Source organism: Marinococcus sp. LNHM3E3-2.2, from assembly GCF_056034385.1.
Window position 1 is genome coordinate 1 of sequence record NZ_JBQLIC010000011.1, and the last position, 15,582, is coordinate 15,582.

General features: G+C 43.7%; 16 protein-coding genes. 11 read left to right on the forward strand and 5 right to left on the reverse strand.

Features of this window, described 5'->3' with window-relative positions:
• From ACTRXF_RS12995 to ACTRXF_RS13005, 3 genes are all read right to left on the reverse strand, one after another.
• Positions 1-248, reverse strand: a 248-nt coding sequence (locus ACTRXF_RS12995) for a Na/Pi symporter (RefSeq protein WP_474279495.1), incomplete at its 3' end; no start/stop codon positions are given.
• A 241-nt stretch (positions 249-489) separates the two neighbouring features.
• The gene (locus ACTRXF_RS13000; protein WP_474279378.1) at positions 490-741 is read right to left on the reverse strand and encodes a hypothetical protein; all 252 of its coding nucleotides are present in this window, start codon (positions 739-741) and stop codon (positions 490-492) included.
• A gap of 56 nt (positions 742-797) precedes the next feature.
• Positions 798-1,259 (reverse strand): hypothetical protein, encoded by a 462-nt coding sequence (locus ACTRXF_RS13005; RefSeq protein WP_474279380.1) that lies wholly within the window; start codon positions 1,257-1,259, stop codon positions 798-800.
• A gap of 551 nt (positions 1,260-1,810) precedes the next feature.
• Here ACTRXF_RS13005 and ACTRXF_RS13010 point away from each other — a divergent pair.
• The 6 genes from ACTRXF_RS13010 to ACTRXF_RS13035 all read left to right on the forward strand — a co-directional run bounded on the left by ACTRXF_RS13010 (position 1,811) and on the right by ACTRXF_RS13035 (position 8,881).
• A complete protein-coding gene (locus ACTRXF_RS13010; protein ID WP_474279382.1) occupies positions 1,811-2,827 on the forward strand; it encodes a Gfo/Idh/MocA family protein in 1,017 nt (338 codons plus the stop codon).
• 104 nt (positions 2,828-2,931) lie between these two features.
• Entirely contained in the window at positions 2,932-4,128 is a 1,197-nt protein-coding gene (locus ACTRXF_RS13015) for a Gfo/Idh/MocA family protein (RefSeq protein WP_474279384.1), read from the forward strand.
• Positions 4,129-4,141: 13 nt separating this feature from the next.
• Complete coding sequence (gene iolG / locus ACTRXF_RS13020; protein WP_474279386.1) at positions 4,142-5,182, forward strand: inositol 2-dehydrogenase; 1,041 nt, start codon at positions 4,142-4,144, stop codon at positions 5,180-5,182.
• A 20-nt stretch (positions 5,183-5,202) separates the two neighbouring features.
• Entirely contained in the window at positions 5,203-6,030 is an 828-nt protein-coding gene (locus ACTRXF_RS13025; RefSeq protein ID WP_474279388.1) for a sugar phosphate isomerase/epimerase family protein, read from the forward strand.
• Positions 6,031-6,188: 158 nt separating this feature from the next.
• Complete coding sequence (locus ACTRXF_RS13030; RefSeq protein ID WP_474279390.1) at positions 6,189-7,628, forward strand: sugar porter family MFS transporter; 1,440 nt, start codon at positions 6,189-6,191, stop codon at positions 7,626-7,628.
• Positions 7,629-7,849: 221 nt separating this feature from the next.
• Positions 7,850-8,881 (forward strand): LacI family DNA-binding transcriptional regulator, encoded by a 1,032-nt coding sequence (locus ACTRXF_RS13035; protein WP_474279392.1) that lies wholly within the window; start codon positions 7,850-7,852, stop codon positions 8,879-8,881.
• A 64-nt stretch (positions 8,882-8,945) separates the two neighbouring features.
• On the opposite strand, the gene ACTRXF_RS13040 is transcribed toward ACTRXF_RS13035, so the two are convergent.
• Positions 8,946-9,281: a hypothetical protein gene (locus ACTRXF_RS13040; protein ID WP_474279394.1), complete on the reverse strand. Its 336-nt coding sequence runs from the start codon at positions 9,279-9,281 to the stop codon at positions 8,946-8,948.
• A gap of 167 nt (positions 9,282-9,448) precedes the next feature.
• Complete coding sequence (locus ACTRXF_RS13045) at positions 9,449-10,015, reverse strand: DNA-3-methyladenine glycosylase I (RefSeq protein ID WP_474279397.1); 567 nt, start codon at positions 10,013-10,015, stop codon at positions 9,449-9,451.
• 302 nt (positions 10,016-10,317) lie between these two features.
• Between ACTRXF_RS13045 and ACTRXF_RS13050 the strand changes: the two genes are divergently transcribed.
• The 5 genes from ACTRXF_RS13050 (at position 10,318) to ACTRXF_RS13070 (ending at position 15,508) form a co-directional block, all read left to right on the forward strand.
• Positions 10,318-10,623, forward strand: a complete 306-nt coding sequence (locus tag ACTRXF_RS13050) for a hypothetical protein (RefSeq protein WP_474279399.1) — start codon at positions 10,318-10,320, stop codon at positions 10,621-10,623.
• Positions 10,624-10,990: 367 nt separating this feature from the next.
• Positions 10,991-11,827, forward strand: coding sequence for a hypothetical protein (locus tag ACTRXF_RS13055; RefSeq protein ID WP_474279402.1), 837 nt, complete (start codon positions 10,991-10,993; stop codon positions 11,825-11,827).
• Positions 11,828-11,878: 51 nt separating this feature from the next.
• Entirely contained in the window at positions 11,879-12,532 is a 654-nt protein-coding gene (locus ACTRXF_RS13060) for a hypothetical protein (protein ID WP_474279404.1), read from the forward strand.
• 520 nt (positions 12,533-13,052) lie between these two features.
• Positions 13,053-13,724: a 3D domain-containing protein gene (locus tag ACTRXF_RS13065; RefSeq protein WP_474264184.1), complete on the forward strand. Its 672-nt coding sequence runs from the start codon at positions 13,053-13,055 to the stop codon at positions 13,722-13,724.
• A 218-nt stretch (positions 13,725-13,942) separates the two neighbouring features.
• Entirely contained in the window at positions 13,943-15,508 is a 1,566-nt protein-coding gene (locus ACTRXF_RS13070; RefSeq protein WP_474279406.1) for a malate:quinone oxidoreductase, read from the forward strand.
• Positions 15,509-15,582: the final 74 nt, after the last annotated feature.

A 15,582-nucleotide genomic window follows, 5' to 3' on the forward strand; every position in this document is an offset into this window, starting at 1 on the left:
GTCATGAACCCGGCGCTGACCAGGCCGACGACGAGCACGGTGGTGCCGGTGCTCGTCTGGATCAGGATGGTGACGATAATCCCGACCAGCACGCCCATGAACGGGTTGGTCGTAAATTTATCGAGCAGGTCCCTCAGCTTGTCGCCCGCGATCTTCTGCAGGCCGTCGCCCATGTACTTGATCCCGAACAGGAAAATCCCCAGGCCGCCGAGAAACGTAAATATCAGCGTTTGAATATCCAAAACAATGATTCCTCCCCTTGATGTCTATCTAACACAGATTACTGCAATACCCTCTACAGTTTTAAAGCATGATAGCCTGTAGTGTAAATAAAGGAATTGTTAAGATTTTGTAAAGGGAGGGAGGAAACTGGAGCAGAAAGATAATACAGCTTAGAAAAGGGAGAAAGTAGAAAACAGGTATTCCGTGCTGTTCATTAGAAAAACAGACTCGTTGGTGTTAGAGTCTGTTTTTCCTTTAAAAATACAATCATTGATAGGCGGAACGGTACGAAGAAGCACTGATATCATAAACCTCCCAGGCAGTTTTTAACGATTGCACGTCAGGGAGAAAATGAATGGCCACTCCTTTGACAGCAAATGGATGCAGAGTACGAAACAGTGCTTCTATATCCCTGTACATAGCAACACAGGGCTCGTCTGCAAACCATGCTAAACTTGCAGGGGTTCCTACAATAATTTCCGTTCCCTGAATGGTGTAGCCGATAATCAGCGGAGTCATAGAATAATCCCTCCTTGGGGACTCCCAAACTATTTCGCAATTTGAAAAGGGAGCTGTTACCACTGAGTATTCTTTGGAATCCAAAGGGACGTCTGATTATCTAAAACTTCTACATGGTTACCAAAAAACAAGGTTTTTTGGTAAAGATGCCAGTATTTCCGGAATAAATGCATTGTCCATTCCTCCAGGAAAAGGATTGTCTGGTCATCCGGCGGCGAGGAAGTAATACAGTACGTGCCGTAAAAGAAACGCTTGATTTTTGGGTCTACATTAAGTGCAGGAGCATCAAGTGCAGTATAAGCGGCGCAGTTCAGTGTTTTTGGTAAAGGGTCGTCAGCAAATAAGGAATAATTCTGCCATTCGTACGGATGGTAATAGTACATATAAAAAGGAAGTAGCAGCGCCATCTCAAAATTCTCTGCTGCCTGCTGAACAAAATCTTCCACGCTTGAAAGTCCGTTCTGGTCAAGGTGCTCTGCCATTTCTTCATACACAGCATGTTTCATTTCGTATTTCATAAATGCTGCTCCTTTCTCCGGGCCTGCAGCATTTCAATCATAAAAAAACTTTTATTTTAAATATAAATAACCAGGGTTGAATAGCGGTACGGTTGAAATGCAAAACCCGCTTTATAACAAAATTTTTGAAAACTATAAAAATCTTTATTTATTAAATTGTTTTCCCGTTTAATGATATATTACTCATATCTAAGGTCTTAATTTTAGCTATGTGGAAATTGGCATAATATATACATAATTTGGGAGAGACAACAGCTTTGCATTTAATAAAAATAAAACAAAAAGCGTTGGGAGAGTAATACTTAATAAAATCATGGCCATCTAATACTGAGGATTTTTTTATCGGACGTATAATTTTAATTCAGTAAATGCCTATATACTTAAAAAAGGAAATTTCAATAAAGTAAATAATACTATTGATTAGTACAATTAAAAGTACACAGGAGTATGGAAGATTAAAAATATATTTGAAAGGGTTTACATATAGAAACGTATTAATTACAATGAGTTTATATTACGAAAGCGCTTACTCAATTTTGGGAGGTCTACACATGAAAAAAATCAAAGTGGGTTTTTTAGGGTCAGGTTTCATTGCTTCTGTACACGGATCTATTCTGCAGGAGGACGAGCGGGTGGAGATTATAGGAGTTGCCGACATTGTACTGGATAATGCCAGAAAATTAGCGGAATCCCTGGAGGGAAATGTACAGCCGGTGGAAACTCTGGATGAATTGATCGGCTTAGGCGTCGACACTGTTTATGTGACAACACCGAATACCACGCACGTGGAACCCGTCATTAAATGCCTCGAAGAAGGGCTGAATGTGTTTAGTGAAAAACCGATGGCTGTGACCGAAGAAGGTGCGGAAAGAATCCGCAAGGCAGCGAAAGGGTCAAAGGGTGTCTACAATCTAGGGATGAACCGCCGGTACGCGAATACTCATAAAAAAGTAAAGGAATGGATTGAAGAAGGGGCACTTAACCCTCATCTAGGGCAGTTTAAGCTCAACCGGGGGGAACTGTTAAAGCCTGCATGGACAGCAGACTCAAATAAAACAGGTGGATTCCTGTATGAAACGACAATTCATCAAATTGACCTTCTTCCTTACTTTTTCGGTCCGGTGAAAACTATTCGGTGCGAGGCAAGACAAAACATTTCTGATAATGAATTTGATGATTTTGCAGTGCTGGTAACGTTTGAGAACGGTGGTATTGCCACGCTTGTCTCTTCTGCTCATTCTGGCTGGAGCTTCCCATTTGAAACTATTGAAATTTACGGCAAATATTCTACTGCTACGACAGTAGAGCTAGAGACGGTGCGTTTGTCACCCGGGCTGGAACAGCAAATGATAGCCGAGGATTACACACAGGTTCCGTTTTATGAAAAGGGTGGCTATATCGAAGAAGACAGACTGTTCATCGACGCGCTCGTCAATAAAACGGCTCCACCGGTAGATGTGGATGATGCGTATCAATTAACGATGCTTATCAATGCCATTTATGAAAGCGCCAGAACGGGTGAGGAAATAGACTTTTCGAGCCGGGTGAAAGCATTAAAAAAAGTATAAATTTTTTAATATTTACTTAAGCGCTTAAGTAAATTTACGGGGAGCTTTTGCATTGAAAATATGCTGCTCCCTGCACAGAAAGAATATATGGAGGTGGAGAGACAATGGAAGAAGAAAAGAAAACAATTAATGTCGGAATGGTTGGTTACAAGATGATGGGGAGAGCCCACAGCCATGCTTACCGAGACGTTCCCTTCTATTTTGACAGCCCGGTAACGCCAAAACTCGACACGATCATCGGGAGGGACGCCTCGAGAGTAGGGCCGACCGCTGAAAAGATGGGATGGGCCAATCACGCCACAGATTGGCAAGCCCTCATTGAACGAAAAGACATTGACCTAGTTGATATTGTAACCCCAAATGATACCCACAGTGAAATTGCCATCGCGGCAGCGGAAGCCGGAAAGCACGTGCTGTGTGAAAAGCCGCTGGCTTTGTCGGTGGAAGAAGCGGTCCGCATGCGTGATGCAGTGAAAAAAAACAATGTGACTCATATGCTTTGTCACAATTACAGGTTTGCTCCAGCGGTTCAGTTTGCCAAACAGCTGATTGACAGTGGAAAACTGGGGCATATCTATCACATCCGGGCAACGTTTCTGCAGGACTGGCTGATGGATCCAAACTACCCGCTCACCTGGCGCATGCAGAAAAATATGTCGGGATCGGGAACGCTTGGTGATCTCGGCGCCCATATCATTGACCTTGCCAGATTTCTCGTGGGTGAATTTGACGAAGTAGCGGGAATGATGAAGACCTTTGTCAAAGAGCGCCCGCTCGGTGACACCGTGCACAATCTCCAGACGGAGATCCGGGAAGGCGAGTGGGGCGAAGTGACGGTCGATGACGCTTCTGCCTTTCTGGCCACTTTCCAGAACGGGGCGATGGGCACATTTGAAGCCTCCCGGTTCAGCCGCGGCAACCGTGCGGGCAATCGCTTCGAAATTAACGGGGAAAAAGGATCCATCCGCTGGGATATGGAAAACATGAATAACCTGGAGGTTTACTTTGAAGAAGACGAACCGGGACTGCAGGGATTCAAAACGATTAACTGCACGGAAGCAGAGCATCCCTTTGCCGGGAATTATTGGCCGGCTGCCCATATTCTCGGGTACGAGCACACCTTCGTCAATTTGATTGCTTCTCTGATGGACAATATTGGGAATCAAACGAGCGCAGCACCGAACTTTGAAGACGGAGTGAGGAACCAGGCGATCCTGGAGGCTGTCGAACGCTCCGTAAACAAACGGGGATGGACGGCCATTTCTGAAATTTATAAACCAGATAGTGTTGAAATCAATTAAAGGAGGGTGTGCCATGGCACAGCAGGATATACGGGTAGCGGTTTTAGGTCTTGGAAGACTGGGGATGTTTCACGCAAGCAATATGATGAATAAAGTAAAGGGAGCAGAGCTTATTTTGATTTGCGACCCGATCGCTGAGCATGCAGAACGGGCTGCAGAGCAGCTTGGGGTACCGGCATGGACAGCGGACCCGGAGGAGGTTTTCCAGAATCCGGATATTGATGCGGTAGTGATCGTTACACCAACGAGCACGCATGCAGAGATGATTAAAAAGGCGGCATCACAAGGGAAGCAAATATTTGTGGAAAAACCGCTCACCTCCACCATCGAAGAAGCGGATGAAGTCATTGAAGTGGTAAAGAAAGCGGACGTCATCTGCCAGGTAGGCTTTATGCGAAGGTACGACCCGGGATACTTTGATGCCAAGCAGCGTATTGATGCCGGAGAGATCGGAAAGCCGATTTATTTTAAAGGCTTCACACGCGACAGCGGGTCACCGCCGGCATCCTTCATTAAAAACAGCGGCGGTATCTTTCTGGATTGCTCTATTCACGATTACGACATCGCACGGTATTTAATGAGCTCCGAAATTTCTTCGGTCTCCGGTCACGGACGGATTTTAATGAATCCATTCATGGAAGAGTACAACGACGTCGACCAGGCCATTACGTACCTCGAGTTTGAAAACGGCGGAGCGGGTGATGTGGAAGCAAGTCGGAACTCGCCGTATGGACACGATATCCGGGCCGAAATTATCGGAACAGAAGGCGCCATCTTTGTCGGTTCCCTCCGTAATAGCGATGTCACTGTTCAGAGCAGCACAGGAAGCAATCACGAGATTGTACCTAACTTTCAGATGAGATTCCGCGAAGCATACGTGCAGGAGCTCGAACAATTTATTAAATGTGTCAAGGGGGAAGAAAGCCCGCGGGTAACTTCAGTGGATTCCAAAATCAATATGCAGGTAGCGCTCGCAGCGACCCGTTCCTATATGAATAATGGAGAGCGTATCAATATGCAGGAACAGTATCAGGACAAAGTGTACGTACTGTAAAAAGGAAGGAGGAGGAAGAGATGCTGTATGGATTAAACGGCTCTACAACCGATCAGTGTACCTTGGAAGAAGATATCCTTGTTGCAGAGCATGCAGGGTATGACGTAGTAGAGCTTAGGACGTACAAGCTCGAGAGCTTTTTAAAGGATCATACACTCGATGACCTGAAAAACCTGTTCGAGCAATCATCCGTGAAGGCGGATGCCATCAACGCCATCGAATTCTTTAACCTGAAGCAGGGGGAGGAGAGGGAACTGGTATTAAAAGACACAGAAAAATGGTGTCAAATCGCAAGCGCTGCTGGTTCGTCCTACGTCATTGCTGTCCCGAGCCCGAGACCCCCGGGTATTTCAGATAAAGAAATCGTAAAAGACAGCGTACAAATGCTTCAGGAAATGAGCGATATTGCAGGAAAGTACCAGGTGAACATTGCACTTGAATTCATAGGCATCCAGGAGTTTTCGATAAAAACCCTTGAAGCTGCCAGAGAAATTATGGAGAAAGTAAACCGTGAAAATGTCGGGCTCGTTTTGGACGTTTTTCATTTTTACACCGGAGGTTCTTCTCTGGATGCGATTGAACAAACGCCATCTGAAAAAATATTTGTATTTCATATTAACGATGCAGAACATGCACGAATAGAAGAGCTTGAAGACAAAGACCGAATTTTTCCGGGTCTCGGAGTAATTCCTTTACAAGAGATCGGGAACAGAGTGCAGAGAACGGGACATATACGTATGGTCGGTTTGGAGTTGTTCCGGCCCGACTACTGGGAAATGGAAAAATACCACTTAGGAGAGCAGTCTTACCGGCATGTAAAAGAGGCATTGGATAAAATGTTTATATAAAGGTCAGATAATTCATACAAATAAAAGTTCAATGTTCATCTGACGGCTGCTGGTTGATAAACTTCTTTCCCGAAACCACGAAAAACTCATATTGAGCCTATTTCCCTTAAGGAAAGAAAGGAGGAAGGAAGGGAGGACCTTTCCCTTCTTAAATTCAAATGAAAAACAATCAAAGTTTTTATATAGTATCAGTTGCACTGGTTGCTTCACTGGGAGGGCTGCTCTTTGGCTATGACACGGCCGTTATTGCCGGAGCAGAACAATCGGTGCAGCTGTATCTCGTGGATAGTTTAGGATTAGGTTCGCTTATTCATGGATTGACCGTTTCAAGCGCCCTTGCCGGTTGTATTATCGGGGCCTTAATATCCGGCTTCATTGCGAATAGTATTGGCCGGCGGAATACGCTGATTATTGCTGCGACTTTGTTTGCTTTATCTGCCCTGGGATCTGCTTATCCGGAGCTGTTCTTTTTCACCCGGGGGGAGCCGACATTATCTTTACTGATTACATTTAACCTGTACCGTATTCTCGGTGGTATTGGTGTAGGTCTTGCTTCTGCGATCGCTCCGGTCTACATTAGCGAAATGAGTCCTCAGCATATACGCGGGAAGCTTGTTGTACTGTACAACATGGCCGTCGTGTTCGGCCAGACAGTAGTTTACATCGTAAACTGGTGGATCGTGCGGGGGCAGTCAAGCGCATGGATCGATGACACTGGCTGGAGGCTTATGTTTGCTTCCGAGCTCGTGCCGGCCGCGTTGTTTTTCTTTCTGCTTCTGTTTATTCCGGAAACACCGAGGTACCTCGCGCTCAAAAATGCAGACAGCCAGGCATACAATGTACTGGAAAAACTGCATGGATCCAAGGATGCAGCAAGCCGGACGCTTTCAAGCATCCAGGAATCATTAAATACACAAACACAGAAGGTTAATTTGTTCTACTACGGTAAATTAGTTCTCGTTGTTGGTTTCACTCTCGCCGTTTTGCAGCAGTTTATCGGTATCAATATTATTCTCTACTATGCTCCGCGAATTTTTGAAAGTCTCGGTGCCGGCCAGTCCGCATCAATGCTTCAGACTGTACTTGTAGGTATTATAGGTGTTCTCGTGTCCTTGATTGCGATTCGATTAATCGACAGAAGCGGAAGGAAATTCCTTCTTCTATTAGGATCAGCAGGTTGTGCGATCTGCTTATTTACCGTAGCTACGCTGTTTTTCTCAGGTATTTACGGCATCGCGACACTCGTGTTCATTCTCGGGTTTGTAGCATTTTTCCAAATGACCTGGGGTGCTGTTACCTGGGTAATGCTTTCAGAAATATTTCCAAACAAAATCAGAGGGCAGGCAATGTCTCTGGCTGTAACGCTTCTCTGGGGAGCAAACCTGGCAGCTTCGACAACCTTCCCACCACTGAATGAAGCATTTGGTGTCGGTTCGTTTATGATTTACGGTGCAATCAGTACATTCGCTTTCTTCTTTATCTGGAAGTTTGTACCTGAAACGAAAAATAAATCACTCGAAGAAATTGAGCAGATCTGGTTTGACAAAAAATCTAAAAGCGATCAGGCCAAAGCGGATAAGCAGGCTAGATCCTCATAAAATAATTGAAGTATTAAGTATTTTATAAACATTCAGTTCAAAAAGCCGGGGAACCTTCAGAAGATTCCTGGCTTTTTGTAACCGAAAGAGAGGATTCACATTAAAAATAATGAGAATTAAGTAATTGAACATCCACTGTATATTTGTTTATAATAGGCCGTTAATAAGTATAAACGGTGCAGGAAAGAGGGAAGTTAAAAAGGCGGAGAAAGAGGAGAAAAATGAAACCAACCATATATGATGTGGCAGAACGGGCAGGAGTTTCGATTGCTACGGTGTCAAAAGTCATCAATGATAAGGCTGATGTTGGACAGAAAACAAAAAAACGCGTATTGCAAATTATAGAGGAAGTAGGATACCACCCGAGCATAGTTGCCTCTGCGCTCACCGGGAAGCACACACATACCATCGGACTGGTGATCCCTGATATCGCCAACCCTTATTTCGCGGAGCTCGCGAGAAGTGTGGAAGACACAGGGCACGCAAATGGCTACAGCGTGGTTATATGTAACACTGATAACGACCCTGAAAAAGAAGTCCAGTATCTATGGTGGCTGAATCAAAAAAAGGTGGATGGTGTTGTTCTGGGCACCGGTATGCATAATATAGAAGCATTAAAAGAATTTATGCACCAAAACATTCCTGTAGTGCTGGTATCGCGGGATATTCCATCCCTTACTGTCAGCACGGTACTGGTGGATGATTTTCGGGGAGGCTACCTGGCTGCGCAGCATTTGCTTGATTTAAACCACCGAAAAGTGCTTCTGCTGGTTGGGGACCTGAATAATTCAAGTGAACAGAATCGCTTGAGAGGTTTTTATGCAGCGTTTGAAGAAGCGGGGGTTCCTCCTAAAAGGAATGTTAAAATTATAGAAGAACTGATGACTACCCAGCAGGCAGAACAAGCTGTAATAGAGGTGCTAAAAAAAGACGTTGATGTCAGTGCGGCGTTTGCCCTGACAGACTTTTTGGCTATAGGCAGTATCCAGGGAGCTAGAGGAAGCGGAAAAAGAGTGCCCGAGGACTTCTCGGTAGTAGGATTTGATAACACGTTCATTGCTGTTTTAAGCCACCCGCCGCTGACCACGATCTCCCAGCCAATCGTGGAGATGGGAGAGGTTGTCACCCAGACGCTCGTAGATCAGATTAAAGGCAAAAAACAGTCAAGCAGGACAATTATCCTGACACCGGAAATAAAAATAAGGAAGACGACAGCGAAAAACGGAATGAGCCTGCAGGAACCAGTTCAATGAGCCGTCTGTATACAATAAAAAGCAATGGCCCTCCATTAACAGAAAAGGCATTGCTTTTGTAACGCTATTTACTTTTGCGGAGCTCGGCTTTCTGTATTTCGGCTTTCGTTTGTTCGATCAGTTTATCACTCATATTAGCCATGGCCTGGGTGTGCGGGTTATAGCTGAAAAAGATAGCTGGGAGAGGGAAAGAGGCTTCTTTTGTTTCAGCCCAGACCTCTTCAATTTCTTCCGGCAATTCATAAAACCCCACAGCCCAAACGTCAGGGAGCACATGATAATGGCTGTTAAGGAGGTTTACGTTTTGTCCTCCTTCAAACAACTGTCTTCGGGTATAATGCCGTTCCACTACCGTACCGTCCTCCTGAAGCATTACTGCCCGGTATTTTGTTTCTTCCATAATAATTGACCTTCTTTCTGGAACATTAATTTATAATTTGTCGAATGAAATCTAAACTTCATGTTCCCGGTGAAAAGTAAAAATAAAAGTATTAACAACCGGACGAGAACTTTAATTGTGCAAAAGGTCTGTTTCAAAGAAAGACAGAGGCTTTAAACACTGCCAAATCAAGCATTAGTATTTTTAGAGTGGCAGGGACAGGTACGAACATGGTCATCCACCATACCAATGGCCTGCATAAATGAATACACCGTTACCGGTCCGACAAATTTGAATTTCCGTTTTTTCAATTCCCTGCTTATTTGAGAGGACAGCTCTGTATAAGATGGAACCTCTGTTTCTTCTTTCCGCTCATGAATAATTGGGTTAAAATCAACATACCGCCAAAAGAAGGAAGACAGGCTGCCGTATTCTTCCTGGATTGTCAGGACTTTTGCAGCGTTGCTTCGCACAGAAGCTAATTTGGCAGAATGTTTAATCACGCCGTAATGATGCCGAATATACTCCAGGTCTTCGGCTGCCATGGAGGCGCACTTCTGAATATCAAATTGCTGAAAAGCTTCCTGGTAATGGTGCCGTTTAGCAAGCACCGTGTTCCAGGAGAGTCCGGATTGAGCGCCTTCCAGCGTTAGCATTTCAAATAAATAGCTGTCATCTGTATTCGGACGTCCCCATTCATTATCATGATACTCCTGCATACGTTCATTTTTTTGTGACCACGAACATCTTTCCAAATGAGATCCCTCCTTTTGATAACAGTACTGACTGTAATGAAATAACTATATCATAAGGCAGGGCGTGCTGAAGCACAGGACTTTGCCTGGTTTAAAAAGCTACATTCAAAGGCTCCAGTCAATTTTAAACAAAAGCAGATTTCCTGTTACATTTTTGTAATGTAATGGTTTTCAAAGTTTTTTTTATACGCTAGGATAGGAAAAAAGAATCGTTAGAGAAAAACATAGCCAGTGGAATTAATCCTGAAAAATCGTAAGCAGCAGTCTCATCAAATAACCTGGTAATAATAGAGGGGTGGCTCTTGCTGGAAAATAGAGAATATCAACAATCATTACATGAGGGTGTTAATCCAGCAATTGTAAGAGAGGTTGGATACGCAGAAGCGTTAATATACAGTGCGCTCATAAACGAATTTAAAGAGCAAACGGCTTATTTTGGATTTTTGGAGAACGGATGGTTTCACTGCCAGGAGGCTGAACTTGCAGCGCAAACAGAGATGTCAGAACGCTATTTACGTAAAAAAGTTAGAAAATTACAACGATTAGGGTTTATAGAAAAAAGGAAGCTTTATGGCGAAAACCTTAATTACTATCGGATAGCTGTATAATGAAACAGAAGAAGTTTTTGCTGGATTACACGTCTATTTATAAATGCTGTTCTTAAAATCATAAACTAAATTGAATAAGTCCTTTGAGTTTTTTTAAACTTGAAGGGCTTATTTTTATGTCTCTGTGGCCAAAGTGAGTACAAACAAAAGAAAAACGAGCCGACGTGATCAGCAAAACGAACAGGAGGAATAACATCAGTCCCCACTTATTCCAGCAGTTGAAATCCGTTTTTAATGACAGCTGTCTTTTCTCTTCGGGAGAAAGCCCGCTGTTTTATTTGGCGGAGGTTTTCAAAAAATATGGATAAAAGAAAGTTTTGTACTTATTAGTTTGATTAAGGGGTATAAAAGGTAAAGTAGTTTAAAAATGAAGAAATTTTTGGAAAATATCCGGAAACGGGCGGGAAATGAGGGAGAACCGATGGCTGTACGGGAATCAGCTTCCGATGAATACCAACAATCGGCAGTAGTCATCGTCGATAATGAAGGAGTGGAAGAAAGAGTAAATCTTCGCGTTTTGAGTAATAAAGCTATAAAAGCATTGGCAAAGGACAGCGGCTTAAAAATTAAATCAACCAGAAAACAGGATATGATTGATGAAATTATAAATCAGTCAGATGGCTTTAAGCTGACGATTCAACATGAGGAAGCAGAAAATGCAGAAGGCTCGTCTACAAGTCAAAAAAATGAAGAAAATTACGCCGGAGTCATTATTTCGAATAAAGATGGTAATGAAGAAGAGGTTAACCTGTATTCGATGGATAAGCAGGCTGTTAAAAAATTGGCGGCAGACAGCGGACTGCAGGTAACGAAAGAAGATAAAAACGGTATGATTAAGGAAATCATGAAACAGGTTAATGAAGCGTATCAGGGGACACAAGAAACGTCTGATGAGAATAATAACGAAAACGAGTCTGAAAATGAAGAAGGTAAGAGCAACGCAGACGAATCAGGTGCCGCAACTTCTTCTTTCCTATCGAAAGCTGCACATGAAAGCCTCGTCCGTGGAGTTACACGTACCCTGGCTTCAGAATGGAAGAACGACATGCATAAAAAGCTCAAAGAAGAGCTCAAGCAGCAGGTGAAAAATGACTTTATGGAGAATTCATGGGACGATTTGATAAAAGAAATGAGGCGAGAAGCCACAAAAAGCAGCGACAGCAGAAAAAGTACTTCGTCTATCAAGGCCCTTGCCGACAAATAAAGGTTCGGCAGGGTCATTCAGAGTTGAGCAGTAAAGAAAGGAGAAAACATAATGACTGATAAAAAAGATAAAGTTACCTACGGGCTGATGGCAGCCGGAAGTTTGATCGGAGGAGCTATCCCGATGATCACAAAGGGGATTAAAAAGAAAGACGGGGAGGAGGAGTCTTCTGAAGATTCGAAGGAAGAAACCAATGCTTCGGAGGAAGAAAATGAAAGCGGGGGAGCAGCTTCCTTGTTGAAGAAGCCTCTAAAAAAAGCCGGGGAAGCCAAAGACAGCGTAAAGCAGACCGCAGAAAAATCGAAAGCGAAAATTCCCGGCATGTCAGGATCATCTTCAGAGAATAAAAATGAAGAACAGACGCCTAAAAAAGCAAGAATGGTTTCTAAAAATGAAGGCAGGCCGCAATTAAAAAATGCAGGGAACGCAGCCGGCTCTGCTTCCAAAGGAAAACCGGCGCCTTCTAAAAAGAAAAAATCCAAACAGAATGGCCCCCGGCTTACCGAAGTAATGGATAGCGTCAATGCATTTTTCGAAAACTATGTAGCTGAACCAAAGCGTATTACTTCTACAGAAGAAAAGGACGGCGTGTGGCACGTAAAAATCGATGTGCTGAACAACGATGGCAGAAAAACGAAAGTGGAAACGTACGAAGCCACCGTAGACGAAGACCTGGAGATCACTTCATATAAGCAGGTGAAATAAATTCTACTATTAAGCTTGGCCCCATGCAGACTTCTCAAAAAGAAGTGCTGTATGGGTTTTTTAGTTGATGATATGCCCTGGAAAAGCTTAAAAACTAATAGATTTACCACGTACAAGCAAAATTCAAAAGTATTTTCTTTCTTTATTTCTAATAATGTTACGCGAACACGGGCTTATTGTAATAATAGCGTAATATTTTAAATATATTTTCAGTAGTAATGAGTAAAAATACGGCAGTTTTTAGTGGAATATGTGCAGGAATACCTGTTAATTTTACATAATATGAAAAACTATTAAGGTTAGATTACAACTAAATTAATGTTATTGCCATTTGTGCTTTTTCAAGGCATAATCGGTAGCGTTGTGTTTGAGAGACGGCACAAAAAACAAAAGCAGTAAAACAACATGATAATCAATGCAGTGACGACGTAAAGGCAAGTAAACATATAGGTAAACTTTTCAATGGATTTCGTCATTAGGACGAATAACAAATATTATAATTAAAAAGGATGAATTATTTATGATGAAAAAGACACTATTCGGTACAGCAATTACAGCAGGCGTCGTATTCGGAGCACCACAGGCAGCAGACGCATCCATCGGTGACCATGGTTCTATGACTTACGGCGACGTTAACTCCTCTGTTGCAGAGCTTCAGGACACGCTGAAGGAAAAAGGCTACTTCCACGGAAATACTGGTTCTACATTCGGCCCAAGAACGCTCAGCGCCGTAAAAGACTTTCAGGCAGCAAACGGTATTTCTTCTTCTGCGGGCAACTACTTCGGCGTAGCCGGCCCAGAAACGCAGGCAGCTCTCGGCGGATCTTCTGAGTCCTCCAGTGAATCCAGCGAAGAAGTAGCAGGAGCTTCGACTTCCGAGTCCTCGAACAGCACAAGCGGCGGCGAAACCATGACAGTGGAAGCAACAGCATACACTGCTGAGTGTGCAGGCTGCAGCGGCATCACGGCAACAGGCGTTAACCTTAACAACGATCGTGACGCTAACGTCATCGCTGTTGATCCGGACGTTATCCCACTCGGCTCCACTGTAAAAGTGGAAGGCATGGGCACTTATAAAGCAGAAGACACTGGCGGCGCTATTAACGGCAATCGCATCGACGTTCACGTACCAACCAACTCCGAAGCACTTTCCTTCGGCCGTAAGGACGTTGAAGTAACAGTAGTCGACTAATCATCATAATAAACGGACCGAAACCGGAGGAAATTCTCCGGTTTCGGTTTTTTTAGCTTGAAAAAGGCTTTAAAGGGTCTTGAATTATATTAATTGTTTTTCTAGGTTCATAAACGGTTATTATATTAATAATAATGATTTTAATCTTCGTCTAATAATGATAGTCTATATTTGGTGTAAAATTATTGGAAAAGATGCCTCCCTGACGTGAACAAAATATGGCCGGAAGATTTCCGCCAAAAGGAGACGTCTTTTTCTATTATGTAGGGAGTAGGAAAGAAATGAATAAACAACAGGGTGAAAAAGAAATCATTTTAATCGGGGCCGGCATTATGAGTGCAACATTAGGTGCACTGCTGAAAGAGCTGTCCCCGGACTGGAATATCAAAGTGTTTGAAAAGCTGGAAAAGCCGGGAGAAGAAAGCTCGAATGAATGGAACAATGCAGGAACCGGACATGCGGCTCTATGTGAATTAAATTATACAAACGAGCAGCCGGATGGCTCCGTTGATATCAGTAAGGCCATCAGCATCAATGAAAAATTTCAGGTATCCAAACAGTTTTGGGCCTATCTGGTGAAAAGCGATTTGATCCATAATCCACGCGGCTTTATTATGCCTCTACCCCACATCAGCTATGTGCGCGGCGATCATAACGTCTCCTTTTTACGGACGCGTTACGAAAAAATGTCTGCGCATCCATTATTTTCAGGGATGGAATTTTCAGAGGACCCGGAAGTGCTTGAAAAATGGATGCCGTTAATGATGAAGGACCGACAGATTGAAGAACCGATAGCGGCTTCTAAAATTGCAGACGGCACCGATGTGAATTTTGGCTCGTTGACGAGTCAGCTGTTTAACCATCTTGAAAAGAATAACGTAGAAATGAAATATAACCATGACGTGGATGATATTACGCGTAACGAAGACGGCACCTGGGAAGTGAAGGTGCGCAATCATCAAAAAGAAACGCTTGAGCTGCACGAGGCGGATTTTGTGTTTATTGGTGGAGGCGGCGGAAGCCTGCACCTGCTGCAAAAATCCGGTATTCCAGAAGGAAAGGGCATCGGTGGTTTTCCGGTAAGCGGCCAGTTTATGGTCTGCCAGAATCCGGATGTCGTCAACGGGCATTTCGGCAAAGTGTACGGCAAAGCGCCCGTCGGAGCACCTCCAATGTCTGTTCCGCATCTGGACACGAGGTATATTAATAATCAGGAAACACTTTTATTTGGACCGTATGCCGGCTTCTCTCCAAAGTTTTTGAAAACGGGGTCCCTGATGGATTTATTGAAATCCGTCAAGCCGGATAACCTGATTACAATGATGGCAGCGGGAGCTAAGAACATGCCATTAACGAAATACCTGATCACGCAGGTAATGCAGTCAAAGGAACAGCGCATGGAAGAGCTCCGGGAATTTGTCCCAAGCGCAAAAACAGAGGACTGGGAGCTGCTCGTAGCCGGCCAGCGGGTTCAGGTTATTAAAGATACCGAAGAAGGTAAAGGTACCCTTCAGTTCGGCACAGAAGTGATCAGCGCGGAGGACGGCTCTATAGCTGCACTCCTCGGAGCATCTCCGGGTGCGTCGACTGCCGTATCTGTGATGCTCGAAATCATGGAGAAATGCTTCCCAGAGCAACTTGAAGCATGGGAGCCGAAAATAAAAGAAATGATCCCTTCATACGGTATGAATCTGTCAGAAAATCCAGAGATGATTGAGGAAATCCATAAGTCTACCGAGCAGGTGCTTGGATTGAAAAATCAAAAACAGCCGCAAATGACGTAAATATAATTTTAATTATTTTAAAAGCCTCTTTTCAGTTTAAACAGCTGAAAAGAGGCTTTTTTGATGTGAGCCCG